General features: G+C 73.1%; 14 protein-coding genes and 1 pseudogene. 10 read left to right on the forward strand and 5 right to left on the reverse strand.

The window, feature by feature from the left end:
• Nucleotides 1-9: 9 nt before the first annotated feature.
• Nucleotides 10-1,236 carry an ABC transporter ATP-binding protein gene (locus ACGF2Y_RS21870; RefSeq protein ID WP_392949935.1) on the reverse strand — a complete coding sequence of 409 codons (1,227 nt, stop codon included), beginning with the start codon at nt 1,234-1,236 and terminating at the stop codon, nt 10-12.
• A gap of 179 nt (nt 1,237-1,415) precedes the next feature.
• Between ACGF2Y_RS21870 and ACGF2Y_RS21875 the strand changes: the two genes are divergently transcribed.
• The 4 genes from ACGF2Y_RS21875 to ACGF2Y_RS21890 all read left to right on the forward strand — a co-directional run bounded on the left by ACGF2Y_RS21875 (nt 1,416) and on the right by ACGF2Y_RS21890 (nt 5,286).
• Nucleotides 1,416-2,123 carry an ABC transporter permease gene (locus ACGF2Y_RS21875; protein WP_392949938.1) on the forward strand — a complete coding sequence of 236 codons (708 nt, stop codon included), beginning with the start codon at nt 1,416-1,418 and terminating at the stop codon, nt 2,121-2,123.
• Nucleotides 2,124-2,126: 3 nt separating this feature from the next.
• Entirely contained in the window at nt 2,127-2,801 is a 675-nt protein-coding gene (locus ACGF2Y_RS21880; RefSeq protein WP_392949941.1) for an ABC transporter permease, read from the forward strand.
• 67 nt (nt 2,802-2,868) lie between these two features.
• The gene (locus ACGF2Y_RS21885; protein ID WP_392949944.1) at nt 2,869-3,840 is read left to right on the forward strand and encodes a glycine betaine ABC transporter substrate-binding protein; all 972 of its coding nucleotides are present in this window, start codon (nt 2,869-2,871) and stop codon (nt 3,838-3,840) included.
• A 249-nt stretch (nt 3,841-4,089) separates the two neighbouring features.
• The gene (locus ACGF2Y_RS21890) at nt 4,090-5,286 is read left to right on the forward strand and encodes a hypothetical protein (protein ID WP_392950039.1); all 1,197 of its coding nucleotides are present in this window, start codon (nt 4,090-4,092) and stop codon (nt 5,284-5,286) included.
• A 96-nt stretch (nt 5,287-5,382) separates the two neighbouring features.
• Here the strand turns inward: ACGF2Y_RS21890 and ACGF2Y_RS21895 are convergent, their stop codons facing one another.
• Together ACGF2Y_RS21895 and ACGF2Y_RS21900 are read right to left on the reverse strand one after the other, a co-directional pair.
• Complete coding sequence (locus ACGF2Y_RS21895) at nt 5,383-6,525, reverse strand: NADH-quinone oxidoreductase subunit D (protein ID WP_392949946.1); 1,143 nt, start codon at nt 6,523-6,525, stop codon at nt 5,383-5,385.
• Between the two features lie 67 nt (nt 6,526-6,592).
• Nucleotides 6,593-7,579, reverse strand: coding sequence for an SAM-dependent methyltransferase (locus tag ACGF2Y_RS21900; RefSeq protein WP_392949949.1), 987 nt, complete (start codon nt 7,577-7,579; stop codon nt 6,593-6,595).
• 96 nt (nt 7,580-7,675) lie between these two features.
• On the opposite strand from ACGF2Y_RS21900, the gene ACGF2Y_RS21905 reads away from it, so the two are divergent.
• Nucleotides 7,676-8,878, forward strand: a complete 1,203-nt coding sequence (locus tag ACGF2Y_RS21905) for a sensor histidine kinase (protein WP_392949952.1) — start codon at nt 7,676-7,678, stop codon at nt 8,876-8,878.
• Nucleotides 8,879-9,016: 138 nt separating this feature from the next.
• Nucleotides 9,017-9,691 (forward strand): response regulator, encoded by a 675-nt coding sequence (locus ACGF2Y_RS21910; protein ID WP_392950042.1) that lies wholly within the window; start codon nt 9,017-9,019, stop codon nt 9,689-9,691.
• 58 nt (nt 9,692-9,749) lie between these two features.
• Here ACGF2Y_RS21910 and ACGF2Y_RS21915 read toward each other — a convergent pair.
• Nucleotides 9,750-10,863, reverse strand: a pseudogene (locus tag ACGF2Y_RS21915) (DUF5937 family protein).
• 104 nt (nt 10,864-10,967) lie between these two features.
• Between ACGF2Y_RS21915 and ACGF2Y_RS21920 the strand changes: the two are divergent.
• Entirely contained in the window at nt 10,968-11,153 is a 186-nt protein-coding gene (locus tag ACGF2Y_RS21920) for a hypothetical protein (RefSeq protein WP_392949955.1), read from the forward strand.
• Nucleotides 11,154-11,300: 147 nt separating this feature from the next.
• Here ACGF2Y_RS21920 and ACGF2Y_RS21925 read toward each other — a convergent pair whose 3' ends face one another.
• Nucleotides 11,301-12,458: a threonine aldolase family protein gene (locus ACGF2Y_RS21925; protein ID WP_392949958.1), complete on the reverse strand. Its 1,158-nt coding sequence runs from the start codon at nt 12,456-12,458 to the stop codon at nt 11,301-11,303.
• A 179-nt stretch (nt 12,459-12,637) separates the two neighbouring features.
• Here ACGF2Y_RS21925 and ACGF2Y_RS21930 point away from each other — a divergent pair, with 179 nt between their 5' ends.
• The 3 genes from ACGF2Y_RS21930 to ACGF2Y_RS21940 all read left to right on the forward strand — a co-directional run bounded on the left by ACGF2Y_RS21930 (nt 12,638) and on the right by ACGF2Y_RS21940 (nt 16,534).
• The gene (locus tag ACGF2Y_RS21930; RefSeq protein ID WP_392949961.1) at nt 12,638-13,588 is read left to right on the forward strand and encodes a Rossmann-like and DUF2520 domain-containing protein; all 951 of its coding nucleotides are present in this window, start codon (nt 12,638-12,640) and stop codon (nt 13,586-13,588) included.
• 205 nt (nt 13,589-13,793) lie between these two features.
• On the forward strand, nt 13,794-14,855 hold the full coding sequence (panC, locus tag ACGF2Y_RS21935; RefSeq protein ID WP_392949963.1) for a pantoate--beta-alanine ligase: 1,062 nt from the start codon (nt 13,794-13,796) through the stop codon (nt 14,853-14,855).
• Nucleotides 14,852-16,534 (forward strand): L-aspartate oxidase, encoded by a 1,683-nt coding sequence (locus ACGF2Y_RS21940; protein ID WP_392949966.1) that lies wholly within the window; start codon nt 14,852-14,854, stop codon nt 16,532-16,534. Before panC ends, ACGF2Y_RS21940 begins: the two co-directional genes overlap by 4 nt.
• The last annotated feature ends 78 nt before the right edge of the window (nt 16,535-16,612 follow it).

The following is a 16,612-nucleotide window of genomic DNA, read 5'->3' on the forward strand; positions in this document are numbered from 1 at the left end:
CCCAGCTGTCTAAGCGGTGGTGGCGATCGTCGCCACCGTCTCCACGGCGACCTCGGCGCGCGGTACGTCCTGGGCGTCCGCGTCGATCGAACGGCGCAGGGCCTCGTGCAGCCGGGCGGGGGTCAGGACGCCGAGGAAGCGGCCCTCGCTCTCCTTGTCGATGACCGCGATCCAGCCCGCGTCGTGCTGGAGCATGGTGGCGAAGGCCTGCTTGAGGGGTGCGCCGAGCGGGAGCCAGGCCTCCATCCGGCGGGCGTGTTCGCGGACGGTGGCCTTGGTGACGCCCCTGGTGTCGGCGGTCGCGCCGGTGGTCCTATCGGTGGTCGCGTCGGTGGTCGCGTCGGCGGGGATCCAGCCGTGGAGGTTGTCCCGGCCGTCCAGGACGACCGCCCAGCGTGCGCCCTCGGACCTGAGCCGTTCGGTGGCCGTGGCCAGCGGGTCGTCGAGGTGGACGACCGGCGGCTGGTCGAGGTCGCTCTCCTCGATGGGCGTCACCGAGAGCCGCTTGAGCCCGCGGTCCGCGCCGACGAAGTCGGCCACGTACGGGGTCGCGGGGGCTCCGAGCACGGTGGCGGGGGAGTCGAACTGCTCGATGCGGCCCTGCCCGTAGACGGCGATCCGGTCGCCGAGGCGGACGGCCTCCTCGATGTCGTGCGTGACGAACAGCACGGTCTTGCGGACCTGGGCCTGGAGTTTCAGGAATTCGTTCTGGAGACGCTCGCGGACGACCGGATCGACTGCCCCGAAAGGCTCGTCCATCAGGAGAACGGGCGGATCGGCGGCCAATGCACGGGCCACGCCGACGCGTTGGCGCTGACCGCCGGAAAGCTGCTCCGGATAGCGGTCACCATAGACGGAGGGGTCGAGTCCGACGAGGTCGAGGAGTTCGGCGGCGCGTTCGCGTCCCTTTCCGCGCTTCCAGCCCAGCAGATGGGGAACGGTCGCGGTGTTCTCCAGCACCGTCCTGTGCGGGAAGAGCCCCACCTGCTGGATCACATAGCCGATTCGGCGGCGCAGTTGGACGGGATCGATGGTGGATATGTCGTCCCCGTCGAGGAATATCCCGCCCTCGGTCGGTTCGATCAGCCGGTTCACCATCTTCATGGTGGTCGTCTTGCCGCAACCGGAAGGCCCGACGAGCGTGACCAGTTCACCCTCGGCGACCTCGAAGGAAAGGTCGTCGACGGCGGTGGTGCCGTCGGCGTACCGCTTGGTCACGTGCTCGAAACGGATCATGGTTCCCCATTGTGGAGGGCGTTCCGTGAAGGGCAGGTCGCCGGAATGCGACAGCCTCCGCGATTGTCAGTGGTCGAGGATAGGCTTGCCAGTCATCAGTTCGATCCGGGGAGATCCGGGGCGATCCGGGGGTCCGGGGCACTCCGGGGGACGAGGGAATGCGGGAGGTGGGGGGGCGGATGGCCGAGCAGAGCTGCCTGGTGACGAACGACTGGATCTGCGGGGAGTATCTGCGCTCCCGCAGCCAGGAGTTGACCGACGCGACCGTGCAGCACATCGGGATCACGGTGGTCTCGGTGCTGATCGGGCTCGCGGTCGCCTTTCCGCTGGCGCTGCTCGCCCGCCGGGGCCGGCGGTTCGCCGGACCGGTGCTCGGGCTGACGACCGTGCTCTACACCGTGCCCTCGCTGGCGATGTTCTCGCTGCTGCTGCCCCTGTTCGGGCTGTCGGCCGCGCTCGTCGTCACGGGCCTGGTGCTCTATTCCCTGACCATCCTCGTACGCAACATCCTGGCCGGGCTCGCAGCGGTGCCGCAGGAGGCCAAGGAAGCCGCCCGCGGCATGGGGTACGGACCGGCGCGGCTGCTGTGGGAGGTGGAGCTCCCGCTGGCACTGCCCGCGGTGATGGCAGGGCTGCGGATAACCACCGTGTCGACGGTCGCGCTGACCACGGTCGGCTCGCTCGTCGGCAAGGGGGGCCTCGGCAATCTCATCGAGGACGCGCTGCCCAGCTTCTTCAAGGCCCAGGTGCTCACCGCCTCGGTACTGTGCGTGCTGCTCGCGGTGACCGCGGACCTGCTGCTGCTCGGCTGCCAGCGGCTGCTGACGCCCTGGACCCGGATATCCGCGGCGGGCCGGCCCGCCGCGGCGAAGGTGGAGGCGGGCTGACCCGTGGGAGTCATCGGCGACGCCTGGACCTGGCTGACCACCGGGGCCAACTGGTCGGGGGACGGCGGGGCCGCGAACCGGCTCGGCGAGCATCTGTACGTGAGCGGGGCCGCCCTCGCGGTGGCCTGCGCGATAGCCCTGCCGCTCGCCCTGTATCTGGGGCACATCGGCAAGGGGGGTGCGCTCGCGGTCAACATCTCCAACGTGGGACGTGCCGTCCCGGTCTTCGCGGTGCTGGCCCTGTTCATGGTCACGCCCCTGCGCAACTCGGGGTACTGGCCCACGATCATCGCGCTGGTGCTGTTCTCGGTGCCGCCCCTGCTGACCAACGCCTACGTCGGGATGCGGGAGGTGGACCGGGCCGTGGTGCAGGCCGCGCGTGGCATGGGGATGTCGGGCGGGCAGCTCTTCGTGCGGGTCGAGCTGCCGCTCGCCTACCCGATGATCATGACCGGGCTGCGGTCCGCCGCCGTCCAGGTCGTGGCCACCGCGTCGATCGCCGCGATGGTCGGCCTCGGCGGGCTCGGCCGGATCATCACCGCCGGGTTCAACACCTACGACACCGCCCAGGTCTTCGCGGGCGCGGTGCTGGTCGCCGGTCTCGCCCTGCTGGTGGAAGGGGTGCTGGTGGGCCTGGACCGGCTGCTGTCACCGCTGCGCCGCCGGCGGACCGCGTGAGCGCACATCTTTCTGCTGGTCACTTTCCTTCTGGTTACTTTTCTTCTGTTCGGACGGAGAACAACACATGAGCAGGACCTCGCGGATAGCCGGAGCGGTCATCGGCATGGTGGCCCTGGCCGGGTCGCTGGCGGCCTGCGGCGGCGACAGCCTGGAGAAGGAGAAGGACGGTTCCGGCTCCTCGGCGGGCGACGGCAAGAAGGGCTCCCTGGTCGTCGGCTCGGCCTCGTTCACCGAGTCCAAGGTGCTCGCCGAGCTGTACGCGCAGATCCTGGGCGACGCCGGATACAGCACCTCGATCACCACGGTGAAGAACCGTGAGCTGTACGAGCCGTCGCTGGAGAAGGGCGAGATCGACGTCGTACCGGAGTACGCCGCCACCCTCGCCGAATTCCTCAACGCCAAGGTCAACGGGGCCGGCAAGGCACAGGCCGAGCCCGTGGCCTCCGGGGACGTCGAAGCCACGGTCACCGCCCTGAGAGGGCTCGCCACCCCGCTGGGTCTCACGGTCCTCCCGGCGGGGAAGGCCGTCGACCAGAACGCCTTCGCGGTGTCCAAGGAATTCGCCGAGAAGAACAACCTGAAGACGCTTTCCGATCTCGGGAAGTCGAAGCTGAAGGTCAAGATCGCGGCGGGCGACGAGTGCGAGGTGCGGCCGTTCTGCGCACCCGGCCTGAAGGAGACGTACGGCATCGACGTCACGGGTATCGACCCCAAGGGCGTCGGCACCCCGCAGTCCAAGCAGGCCGTCCGCGACGGCAAGGTCCAGCTGGTCCTGACGACCACCACGGACGCGGTGCTGGACGGGCTGGTGTTCCTGGAGGACGACAAGAACCTCCAGAACGCGGACAACGTCCTTCCCGTTCTGAATGCCAAGGACGCGGGTGCGCCGGAGATCGCCGACGCCCTGGGCAGGATCACGGCCGCGCTCACCACGGAAGATCTCGCCGAGCTGAACCGGAAGGTCGACGCCGAGCGCGCCAAGCCGGCCGACGTGGCGAAGGAGTATCTGGAGTCGAACGGCCTGATCAAGAAGTAGATCCTGATCACGAGGTCGCGAAGTCACGAGGTCGCGAAGTCACGAGGTCGCGAAGTCACGAGGTAAAGGGGCGGGTGGCGGGCGCATGAAGGTCTTTTGGGGGGGCCGCGAGGTAACCGGCGGGGAACAGATTGCCGGGCGGCCCCCCAAGTGGCGCGTACACACGGTAAATTTCAGGCCATGTCACGTGGACGCCACCGTCATTCGCCGCCCCTCCACAAAATCCTGCCGCCTTCCGTGGTGGCGGGAGTGTCGGTCGTCGGTGCCTCCGGCGCCTGGCTGCTGGCCGAACCCCTGGTCCTGCGCGGCCTGGTGGCCGCCGTGGCGGCCGCCGCTGTGACCGGCGCGTATCTGATGCGCAGCTGGGACCGGGCGGCGGGGCTGCGGGTCGCCGAGCTGACGCGGGCCCGCGCCGGTGACGAGTGGCGGGCCGAGGAGCGGATAGCCGAGCTGGAGCAGGATCTGGAGGAGTCGCGCGAGCTGCGCACCCGTCTGGAGACCAAGCTCCGCCGTAAGCGCGTCGAGCTCGCGGGGCTCCGCGGGGAGCACGCCGGACTGCTGCGCCGCTACGCCAACGCCGAGACCGAGCGGGCCGGCGCGCTGGAGGGCCGCAGGCAGCTCGCCATCGAGGCCGCGGCCCCGAAGGCGCTGCCGGCGAGGTCGGCGCCGACGCCGGAGTCGTACCGCCGCGCGGACGAGGCCCTGATGAACCTCACGCGCAACGCGGCGCTCCAGGAGACCCGCCGGACGGTGGAGGCGGTCCGGCGGCGTCAGTCGGCCGTCGACGACCGGCACCGGGATGCGGAGGCGCAGAGCCCGAAGGGGAAGGACGCGGCGGCCACCGGGGCGGGCGAGCACCTGGACCACCAGCACCGCCGCCCCTCGACCAACCCGCCCGCCCCGGGCCCGGCCCCGCAGGACCCGACCAACCCGCCCGCCCCGGCCCCGCGGAACCCGAACGCCCCGGCCCTCGCCAAGACCCAGCAGGCCCAGGGGACTCAGGGCACCCAGCAGGCCCAGCAGGCCCAGCAGGCCCAGGGGACCCAACAGGCCCCGGACGCCCCGAACACCCCAGACGCCCCGGACGCCCCGGCGCTCCCGAGTGCGAAGACCCCGTCTTCCATCGCGCCGGCGCATGTGCCGCGCGCGATCCCGGCCGCCTCGGCCGTCGTCCCGTACGCCACGCGCCGCCACCTGGTCCCCCAGGGCAACTTCGACTTCTTCGGCACCCAGAGCGGCCAGAACACACAGAACGCCCAGCAGGTGAGCGCCGCGATCGAGGCCGTCCAGAACGAGGACCTCGCGGACGTCGTCGGCGAGGAGGCGCTCGCCGCCCACCGCACGGGAGCGGTACGGAACCAGGCCGTCGGCAAGGTCATCGACCTCACCGCGCACGACGAGACCGAGCAGATCGACGTCGCCCGGCTGCGCGGCGCGGTCTCCTGACGAAGGCCCCCGACCGAGCCGCCCCGTAACCAGGTGGCCCCGCCCGCTCCATGGCCGTGCCTGTACGTGGCCGTGCCTGCCGTGTGTTGATGCCCGCTACTTGTCGATGTCGCCGACGACGAAGAACAGCGAGCCCAGGATCGCCACCATGTCGGCGACCAGGGTGCCCGGCAGCAGCTCGGTGAGCGCCTGGATGTTGTTGAACGAGGCGGAGCGCAGCTTCAGCCGGTAGGGCGTCTTCTCGCCCTTGGACACCAGGTAGTAGCCGTTGACGCCGAGCGGGTTCTCCGTCCAGGCGTAGGTGTGGCCCTCCGGCGCCTTGAGCACCTTGGGCAGCCGCTGGTTGACCGGCCCCGGCGCCAGGTGGGCCATCCGGTCCAGGCAGGCGTCGGCCAGGTCCAGGGCGTTGAGGGTCTGCTCCAGCAGGCACTCGAAGCGGGCCAGGCAGTCGCCCTCGGTCCGGGTGACGACCTTCAGGGTGCCCTGGAGTTCCCCGTACGCGAGATACGGCTCGTCGCGCCGCAGGTCGAAGTCGACGCCCGAGGCGCGGGCGATCGGGCCCGACACCCCGTACGCGTGCACCGCCGCGGCGGACAGCACGCCCACGTCGCGCGTACGGCCCCGGAAGATCTCGTTGCCGAGGACGAGGTTCTCGTACACGTCCATGCGGGAACGGACGGAGGCGACGGCGTCGCGGACCCGGCCGGCCCAGCCCGCCGGGACGTCCTCCTTGAGCCCCCCGACCCGGTTGAACATGTAGTGCATCCGCCCGCCGGAGACCTCCTCCATCACCGCCTGGAGCTCCTCACGCTCCCGGAAGGCATGGAACACCGGGGTGATGCCGCCGAGTTCGAGGGGGTAGGAGCCGAGGAACATCAGGTGGTTGAGGACCCGGTTCAGCTCGGCGAGCAGCGTCCGCGTCCACACGGCGCGCTCGGGGACCTCCATGCCGAGCATCCGCTCGACGGCCATCACGACGCCCAGCTCGTTGGAGAACGCGGAGAGCCAGTCGTGGCGGTTGGCGAGCATGACGATCTGCCGGTAGTCGCGCGCCTCGAAGAGCTTCTCCGCGCCCCGGTGCATATAGCCGATGACCGGCTCCGCGTGCTGGACGCGCTCGCCGTCCAGCACGATCCGCAGCCGGAGGACCCCGTGCGTCGAGGGGTGCTGGGGACCGATGTTCAGCACCATGTCGGTGCTCTCCGCCGCTCCGCCGATGCCGATCGTCGTCTCCGTCATGCGGGACAGTATTCCCTGCCCCCGGCGCCCCGGGGTCAGGGAACGCTGTCCCCGGGCGCCGGGGCGGTCACCCGCGCTCCGGCCCCACCCGGTGCAGCAGCCAGCCGAAGTCGCCGAGGCCGCCGCGGGCGGTGAGCTCCGCCGCCTCGCCCGCCGCCGCCAGCGCCCGTACGTAGCCCGCCGGATCGGTGGCGGCCAGGCTCAGCGGCGGCCGGTCACCGCTGACCCCCAGCCGGTGCAGCGCCGCCCGCTGCCCGGTGAGCTCGGCGCTTGCGTGCCGCACCGCCGCCGCACAGGCGTCCAGCGCCACATGGGCGGTCAGGTCGCAGGAGCCGTCCGGCACCGGACGCACCTCGCGCCCGCCCCGGAAGCCGGTCAGCGTCCCGAAGGGCGGCCGGGCGCCCCGTACGTGCGCGTAGTCCACCGCCACCGCGAGACCGGCGGTCAGCGAGCCCACCGCCCGCGCCCAGGCCGCGTCCCGGGGGCGGCCGATCTCCGCCCGCCCGCCCGGCGCGGACAGCGGCCACCAGCGCTCCAGCCACGCCGCGTCCGCCCCGGTCACCGCGTCGCCGAGCCGCTCCGCGCCGTCGGAGGTCCGCACCTGGACGTACCGGGGGACGCCGTCCGCGCCCGCCTGCGCCACCTCGGCCGGAACGTTGTCCAGCCACTCGTTCGCGAACAGCAGCCCGGTGACCCCCGCGGGCGGCTCCGCGCACCACTCGATCCGGGGATCCAGGCCCGGGGGCCGGGCGGCGACCTCGACGGCGTACGGGGCCACCTCCAGCCCCTCCGGCAGCGCGGCCAGCACTCCGGTCAACAGCTCGCCCCGCCCCGCCCCGACATCGACCAGCGCGACCGTGCGGGTGTCCAGCTCCCGGGCGACTCCGGTCAGCAGCCGGGCCACCGCCGCCGCGAAGAGGGGCGAGGCGTGGACCGACGTACGGAAGTGGCCCGCCGGTCCCTCCGGGCTCCGCAGCGAGCTGCGATAAAACCCCTCATATCCGTACAGAGCGGCCTGAGCCGCCTCCCGCCACCCACGCCACTCGCCCGTCACATAGGCAATTCTCCACCTTGGGGAGTACGGTCCCAGGACCTGGATCGACCCTCCGGTTGACCCGGGCACCGATCCGCTGTCCCTACGCTGGGTTACGTGCAGCGCCTCTACGATTTCATCCGCAGACACCCGACGGGCGTCGACGTCTTCTGGGCCGTCTTCCTCCTCGGGCTCTCCGGCGTGTCGATGGCGTCGGGCATGTACGACGCGGGGCGCGAGGAGCTCGTCGCCGTTCCGGTGGTGCTGGGGCTCTCCACGGTGGTGGCGCTGCGCCGCAGGGCCCCGGAGAAGATGCTGCTGCTCGCCATCCTGGTGGGCGTCGTGCAGCTGGTGCTCGACGTCCGGCCGGGCATCGGGAACTTCGCGATGCTGGTGATCACGTACACCGTGGCCACGGTCGGGGAGCGCTGGGCGTCCCGGCTCGCCCTGGTCTGCAGCCTGGGCGCGGCCGCCCTGTCGCAGCTGCGGTGGCAGACCGAGCCCGGGGGCTCCTGGCCCCAGGCGATCTTCGTGACGGTCATCATGACCGTGCCGTTCGTGCTGGCCTGGGTGCTCGGGGACTCGCTGCGGACCCGGCGCGCCTATTTCGACCAGCTGGAGGAGCGTGCCGCCCGCCTGGAGCGGGAACGCGAGGCGCAGTCCAAGGTCGCGGTCGCCGCCGAGCGGGCCCGGATCGCCCGCGAGCTGCACGACGTCGTCGCGCACAACGTGTCCGTGATGGTCGTCCAGGCCGACGGCGCCGCCTATGTCATGGACGCCGCCCCCGACCAGGCCCGCCAGGCGCTGGAGACCATCTCCAGCACCGGCCGCCAGGCACTCGCCGAGATGCGCAGGCTGCTCGGTGTGCTGCGGACCGGTGACGCCCCGGAGAGCGGCGAGTACGTCCCCCAGCCCGATGTGGAACAGATCGAGGACCTGGTCGCGCAGGTGCGGCAGACCGGCCTGGAGGTCGACTTCAAGGTCGAGGGCACCCCCCGCCCGCTGCCCAGCGGCGTGGAGCTGACAGCGTACCGCGTCGTGCAGGAAGCCCTGACGAACACCCGCAAGCACGGCGGACCCGACGCCGGGGCCAGCGTCCGGCTGGTCTACTTCGACGACGGCCTCGGGCTGCTGATCGAGGACGACGGCCGGGGCGCGGCGCACGAGCTGTACGAGGACGGCGGCGCGGACGGCGCCGGGCACGGGATGATCGGGATGCGGGAGCGGGTCGGCATGGTCGGAGGCACCTTGGACGCGGGGCCCCGGCCCGGCGGCGGCTTCCGGATCAGCGCCCTGCTGCCGCTCAAGTCCCCGGACTGACCCGGTCCGCTCGGCTGTCCCGGCCGGCTTTCACGAGACCCGCTGCCGGCTTACGGGACTCCTGCCGGCTTCACGAGATCCCTGCCGGCTTCCACGACCACCACGACCGACCCAGGACAGGACACGATCCCCATGACCATGGCCATCCGCGTGATGCTCGTCGACGACCAGGTGCTGCTGCGGACCGGCTTCCGGATGGTGCTCGCCGCCCAGCCCGACATGGAGGTCGTGGCCGAGGCCGGGGACGGGGCGGAGGCGATCGAGATCCTGCGGTCCACCGCCGTCGACGTGGTCCTGATGGACGTCCGTATGCCCCGGCTGGACGGCGTCGAGGCGACCCGCCGTATCTGCGCGCAGCAGGACCCGCCGAAGGTGCTCATCCTGACCACCTTCGACCTCGACGAGTACGCCTTCTCCGGGCTGAAGGCGGGGGCCAGCGGTTTCATGCTCAAGGATGTGCCGCCCGCCGAGCTGCTCGCCGCGATCCGTTCCGTGCACAGCGGTGACGCGGTCGTCGCCCCGTCCACCACCCGCAGGCTGCTCGACCGCTTCTCACCGATGCTGCCCAGCGGCGACAAGGAACCGAAGAACAAGCACATCGGCAAGCTCACCGAACGCGAACGGGAAGTCATGCTCCTGGTCGCCCAGGGCCTGTCGAACGGGGAGATCGCGGCCCGCCTGGTGCTCTCCGAGGCCACGGTCAAGACGCACGTCGGCCGCATCCTCACCAAGCTGAACCTCCGCGACCGGGTCCAGGTCGTCGTCCTCGCCTACGAGACCGGCCTGGTCCGGGCCGGCGGCGGCGCGGGCTGAGGAGGTCCGGCCCGGAGCCTGTCGGGTGGCCTTCGGCCGAAGGCCACCGGGCAGCCGCTCAGCGCAGGACGCCCTCCAGGAAGTCGCTGCCGAGCCGGGCGACGACCGTCAGGTCCAGCTGGTGCAGGACATAGCGGCCGCGGCGGCGCGTCGTGACCAGGCCCGCCTTCTTGAGCACGGAGAGGTGGCGGGAGACCTCGGGGGAGGTGATGCCGTTGGATTCGGCCAGCTCGCCGGTGGTGTACGGGGAGCGGGCCAGGTTGCGGCAGAGCCGCATCCGCATCGGGTGGGCCAGCGCCTCCAGGCGCAGCCGGAGCAGTTCCACGGAGGCGGGCGCCGGCAGGTCGGGCAGATGGACCGGGTAGTGGATCACCGGTCGCCAGCCCGGGGCGTGCAGCACCATCAGATGCGGCCAGCCGAAGCTGGTCGGGATGAGCGTCAGGCCCCGGCCGACGCCCGGGTCGACGGCGGTGGTCCGGCCCTCGGACAGCTTGTCGACGTTGATCCGGCCCGCGCTCTCGTCCAGCGTGACGGCGGAGGACACCGCCCCGACGGCGTCGGCCAGTCCCTTGCGCCGCAGCAGCTCCGTCTTGTGCCGGGCGTCCGCCACCAGCTGGACGGAGACCCGGCGCCAGGTGTCGGCGAAGAACGCCTTGTCGCAGTCCTCGAACAGCCGCCGGATCCAGCCGCGTACGGAGGTGGGGTCGGCCAGCAGCCGCTGGGTGAACTCCAGCTGCTGCGGGCCGCGCGCCGCCGCCAGGTCCAGGGCCCGGCTCCGCATCCCCGCGTCGTTCATCGGTGACGGCGCCCCGGCCCCGTAGTGGCTGGCGCAGGTGAATTCCAGGGCCGCGGCGACGAACCGTTCGTCGTCCAGCTGGTCCAGCAGGTCCAGGTCCTCGGCGAGCGTCGCCCCGGTCCTGCCGTCGCCGCCCCGGATCCCGGAGAACGGCAGGAACACGTCGGAGAAGGTGTTCCGCCAGAGGAACTCCGCCTCCAGCATCCGGTCCGCGAGGTCGGGGTCCATCGCCGTCGAGGTCGCGGTGGCCCAGCCGTGCAGCCCCGGGTGGTGGCCGGGCTCGGAGAGCGCGTGCAGGGCGAGGCCCAGTTCGGCCAGGGGGGGAAGTCGCGAAAACGACGCGGTCGGCGGGCAGTCCCGCGATGTTTATATGCACGCTCACCCCTCCATAGTGGGGGGTGCGCGCACGGGCCGTCGTGCCATTTGACGGGGGCTGTCAATCAGCGCGCGGCACGGCCGTGACCTGCGCAGGCTGTTCTTATGGACGCCATTCAGCAGCACATGCTCGACACCTACCGCGCGGCCCGGCTGTCGGAGCCCGCGCCCCCGCCGCCGGGCCGGCACGACCGCTCCGTCCTGCGCGACCTGTACCGGCACTGGCTCACCCACCCACCGACGCGCCACGCCCCGGGGCCGGACGGCCCTTCCGGCCCGTCCGGCGTGTGAGGACGGAACCCCGACGCCGGGGGCCGACCACAGGACAGGGCCCCACGCGCGCGGGACGCCGGCCACCCGGCAAGGCCCTCGCCACCAGGCAGCCCCGGCCCACCGCGCCAGGCAGCCCCGGCCCTACCGCGCCAGGCAGCCCCGGCCCTACCGCGCCAGGTACCCCACGAACCCCGCCACCGCCTCCCGTACGTCCTCGGCCGTCCACTCCAGGCCGTCCGCCGCCACCGTCACCTCCGTGACCGAGACCCCGGGCGGCAGCCCCGTCCCGCCCGCCCCCGCGAACCAGCGCCGGAAGAGGGTCACACCCGTCTCCTCGGCCTGCCGCACCGACGCCTCGTCCAGCACCTCGCTCCCGTACGGCAGCCAGACCTGGAACTGATGGGTGTGCGGCGGCTCCGGACGCACCCGGAACCACGGCACCCCCGACGCCGCCAACCCCTCCGCCAGCGCCCCGGCCACCACCTTCGCGTGCGCCACGTAGTCCGGGAGCCTCGGCAGCTCCCGCTCCAGGCCCAGCAGCGCGGACAGCGCCGCCGGGTACTGCTGGAAGACCTGGCCCCCGTACCGGTGGCGCCACACGCGCGCCTCCTCCACCAGCGTCTCCGGACCGGCCAGCACCGCTCCCGACAGCCCGTCCAGCGACTTGTAGAACGACACGTACACGCTGTCCGCGAGACCGGCGATCTCCGGCAGCTCCCGCCCGAAGTGCGGGCCGCACTCCCACAGCCGCGCCCCGTCGATGTGGACCACCGCGTCCCGCTCCCGGGCCGCCTCCACCACCTCCGTCAGCTCCTCCCAGGACGGCAGCACGAACCCGGCGTCCCGCAGCGGCAGCTCCAGCATCAGCGTGCCGAACGGCTCCGGGAACTCCCGGACCTCCTCCGCGCTCGGCAGTCCCGGCCCGGACGTCGGATGCACCGTGCGCAGCCCGCTCACCGCGCCCAGCGCTCCGCCCTCGTGCAGCTCCGGGTGGGACAGCGGGTGCAGCGCCACCGTCGCGACGCCCGTACGCTCCGCCCAGCACCGCAGCGCGACCTGCTGGGCCATCGTCCCGGTCGGGAAGAACGCCGCCGCCTCCATGCCCAGCAGTCCGGCCACCCGCCGCTCCAGAACGGCGACGACCCCGCCCCCGTACACATCGGTCCAGTCCTCCGGATCGTGTACGGAAGCGGCGCCGGCCGCCAGCGCCGCCAGCCGCTCGCCCAGCGTGCCGTCCGCGCCCACCCGGGCCAGCACCCGCCGCGACCCCCGCCACGCGGTCAGCCTGCGCCGCCGCTGCTCCTGCTCATCGATCGTCGCCATGGGACGATCATCACCCGGACCTCTGACAGCGCGCCCATGGGTTTTCCCGGTTCGCGGAGTTGTCCAGCGGAGTTATCCACAGGCTGTGGGCGGCGGGGAGGCTTCCCCGAAACGCTGGCGTAGCATGCAGAGAAATCGTCCGGTACCCCCCGCGGACTGGAACGGAAGGCCATCGCCGCGTGAACGCACCAGTTTCGAAGGAACCCCTCGACCCGAGGGACCGCCCCGCCCGCCTCACGGTCGGCGTCGTCGGCGCGGGCCGGGTCGGACCCGCCCTCGCCGTGTCCCTCCAGCTCGCCGGGCACCGCCCGGTCGCCGTGTCCGGCGTCTCCGACGCCTCCCGGCGGCGCGCTGCCGACCTGCTCCCCGGCGTGCCCGTGGTGGAGCCCGCCGAGGTGCTGGCCCGCGCCGAGCTGGTGCTGCTGACCGTCCCCGACGATGTGCTGCCCACCCTGGTCGAGGGCCTCGCCGAGACCGGCGCCGTACGGCCCGGCCAGCTGCTCGTCCACACCTCCGGGCGGTACGGGGCACGGGTGCTGGACCCCGCGCTGCGGGCCGGGGCCCTGCCGCTCGCGCTGCATCCCGCGATGACGTTCACCGGCAGCGCCGTCGACGTCCAGCGGCTCGCGGGCTGCTCCTTCGGCGTCACCGCCCCCGCGGAGCTGCGGCTCGCCGCCGAAGCCCTGGTCATCGAGATGGGCGGCGAGCCCGAGTGGATCGCCGAGGAGTCCCGCCCGCTCTACCACGCGGCCCTCGCCCTCGGCGCGAACCACCTGGTCACCCTGGTCGCCCAGTCGATGGAGCTGCTGACCAAGGCCGGGGTCACCGCCCCCGACCGGATGCTCGGCCCGCTGCTCGGCGCGGCCCTGGACAACGCCCTGCGCTCCGGCGACGCCGCGCTGACCGGCCCGGTCGCCCGGGGGGACGCGGGCACGGTCGCCGCCCACATCGGCGAGCTGCGCACGCACGCCCCGCAGGCGGTGGCCGGCTATCTCGCGATGGCCCGCGCCACGGCCGACCGGGCGCTCGCCCACGGCCTGCTCAAGGCCGAGTCGGCCGAGGACCTGCTCGTCGTCCTGGCCGACCAGGAGCGCCGCCCCGGCGGCGCCGGACCCGGGGAGACGCGATGACGACGATCATCAGCCGTACGGGATCCAGGGGGAGACGCGATGACGACGATCATCAGCCGTACGGGATCCAGGGGGAGACGCGATGACGACGATCTCAGCCGTACGGGACCCGGGGGAGACCCGATGACGACGATCTCAGCCGTACGGGACCCGGGGGAGACCCGATGACGACCACCATCAGCCGTACAGGACCCGGGGAGACCCGATGACGACCACCAGCCGTACGGGGGACGAGGGCCTCGCCCCCCGCCGGGCCGCCCCGGCCCCCGCCCTCCTGCGTACCGCCGCCGAGCTGGACGCGCTGCCCCGCCCCGCCGGGGCCGAGCGGGCCGTCGTCATGACCATGGGCGCGCTCCACGAGGGCCACGCCGCGCTGATCCGCGCCGCCCGCGCGGCCGCCGGTGCGGACGGCCAGGTCGTGGTCACCGTCTTCGTGAACCCGCTCCAGTTCGGCGAGGCCGCCGACCTGGACCGTTATCCGCGCACCCTGGACGCCGACCTGGAGATCGCCGCGGCGGCGGGGGCCGACGCGGTCTTCGCCCCCGGTGCGGACGAGGTCTATCCGGGCGGCGAGCCCCAGGTCCGGATCACCGCCGGCCCCATGGGCGAGCGCCTCGAAGGCGCGGCCCGGCCCGGACACTTCGACGGGATGCTCACCGTCGTCGCCAAGCTCCTCCACCTCACCCGCCCCGACGAGGCGTTCTACGGGCAGAAGGACGCCCAGCAGCTCGCCCTGATCCGCCGCATGGTCCGCGACCTGAACTTCGGCGTCCGCATCACCGGCGTCCCCACCGTCCGGGACGCGGACGGTCTCGCGCTCTCCAGCCGTAACCGCTTCCTCTCCGCCGAGGAGCGGCACACCGCGCTCGCCCTGCCCCGCGCCCTGTTCGCGGCCCGCGACCGGCTCGCCGCCCAGCAGGCCCTGCACGAGCGGGCCCGTGCCACCGCACCCGGCGGCGACCGGGCCGCCGGGCTGAACCGGCTCGGCGAGGCCCGCGCCGCCGCCGACGCCCAGGCCGTGGCGCTGGCCCGGCCCAACGGGGCGCCCGCCGCCGTCCGTGCCGCCGCCCGGACCGTGCTGGAGGAGGCCGCCGCCCGGGACCGGCTGCCGCTCGCCCTGGACTACCTGGCCCTGGTGGACCCGGCGGACTTCACCGAGATCCCGGACGACCGCGAGAGCGGGGAGGCGATCCTCGCCGTCGCGGCCCGGGTCGGGAACACCCGCCTCATCGACAACATCCCCCTCACCTTCGGAGCCCTGACGTGACCGGAATACGGCTGACCGCCCCCGCCCCCGGCTGGGCCATCGACGCGGACGTCGTGGTGGTCGGCTCCGGCGTCGCCGGGCTCACCACGGCGCTGCGCTGCGCCGCCGCCGGTCTGGACACCGTCGTCGTCACCAAGGCCCGCCTCGACGACGGCTCGACCCGCTGGGCCCAGGGCGGCATCGCCGCCGCACTCGGCGAGGGCGACACCCCCGAGCAGCACCTCGACGACACCCTGGTCGCGGGCGCGGGCCTCTGCGACGAGGAGGCCGTGCGCACCCTGGTCACCGAGGGCCCCGACGCCGTACGCCGGCTGATCGGCACGGGCGCGCACTTCGACACCACGGACAGCGGCGACATCGCGCTGACCCGCGAGGGCGGCCACCACCGCCGCCGCATCGCCCACGCGGGCGGCGACGCGACCGGCGCGGAGATCTCCCGCGCCCTGGTCGGGGCGGTCCGCGAGGCCGCCCTCCACACCATCGAGAACGCCCTGGTCCTGGACCTGCTCACGGACGCCGAAGGCCGTACGGCGGGCGTCTCGCTGCATGTCATGGGCGAGGGCCAGCACGACGGCGTCGGCGCGGTCCGGGCCCCCTCGGTCGTCCTCGCCACCGGTGGCATGGGCCAGGTCTTCTCCGCCACCACCAATCCCTCCGTCTCCACCGGCGACGGGGTGGCGCTCGCGCTGCGGGCCGGGGCGGAGGTCTCCGACCTGGAGTTCGTCCAGTTCCACCCGACCGTCCTGTTCCTCGGCGCGGACTCCGAGGGCCAGCAGCCGCTGGTCTCCGAAGCCGTACGGGGCGAGGGGGCGCATCTCGTCGACGGCGACGGCGTCCGCTTCATGCTCGGGCAGCACGAGCTGGCCGAGCTGGCGCCCCGCGACATCGTCGCCAAGGCCATCACCCGCCGGATGCACGAGCACGGCACCGAGCACATGTATCTGGACGCCCGGCACTTCGGGGCACAGATGTGGGAGCAGCGCTTCCCCACCATCCTGGCCGCCTGCCGGGCCCACTCCATCGACCCGGTCACCGAGCCGATCCCGGTCGCCCCGGCCGCGCACTACGCCTCCGGCGGCGTCCGCACCTGCCTGCGGGGCCGCACCACCGTCCCCGGCCTGTACGCCTGCGGCGAGGTCGCCTGCACCGGTGTGCACGGGGCCAACCGTCTGGCGTCCAACTCCCTCCTGGAGGGTCTGGTCTTCGCCGAGCGCATCGCCGCCGACATCGCCGGGGCCCGCCCGCCCCGCACCGGGCCGGCCGTGGGTCCGGACGCCGATGATCCCGCCCCGCTGCTGGCCCCCGAGGCCCGTACGGCGATCCAGCGCACCATGACCCGGGGCGCCGGAGTCCTGCGCTCCGCCGACAGCCTGGCCGCCGCCGCCGAGGAGCTGGAGGCCCTGCACCGCGAAGCCGCCGCCGACACGGACGGCTCCAAGGCGGTGGTCCCCGGGGTCGACGCCTGGGAGGTCACCAATCTGCTCCTGGTCTCCCGGGTCCTGGTCGCCGCCGCCCGGGAACGCGAGGAGACCCGCGGCTGCCACTGGCGCGAGGACCGGCCCGACCGCGACGACGCCCACGGCCGCCGCCACCTGGTCGTCCGTATCGCGCCGGACCGCACCCCGGTCGTCCACCGTACGGAGACCGCCGCGTTCGGGCCCGTACGCCCGCCGGATTGAGCAGACTGCCGGTAGGCACACCGCCGGAGACAGACCGCTGGAGACAGACCGCTGGGAAGCAGCCGTACCGCCGGACAC

It is taken from the genome of Streptomyces sp. NPDC048142 (assembly GCF_043202835.1).
Classification (GTDB): Bacteria; Actinomycetota; Actinomycetes; order Streptomycetales; family Streptomycetaceae; genus Streptomyces.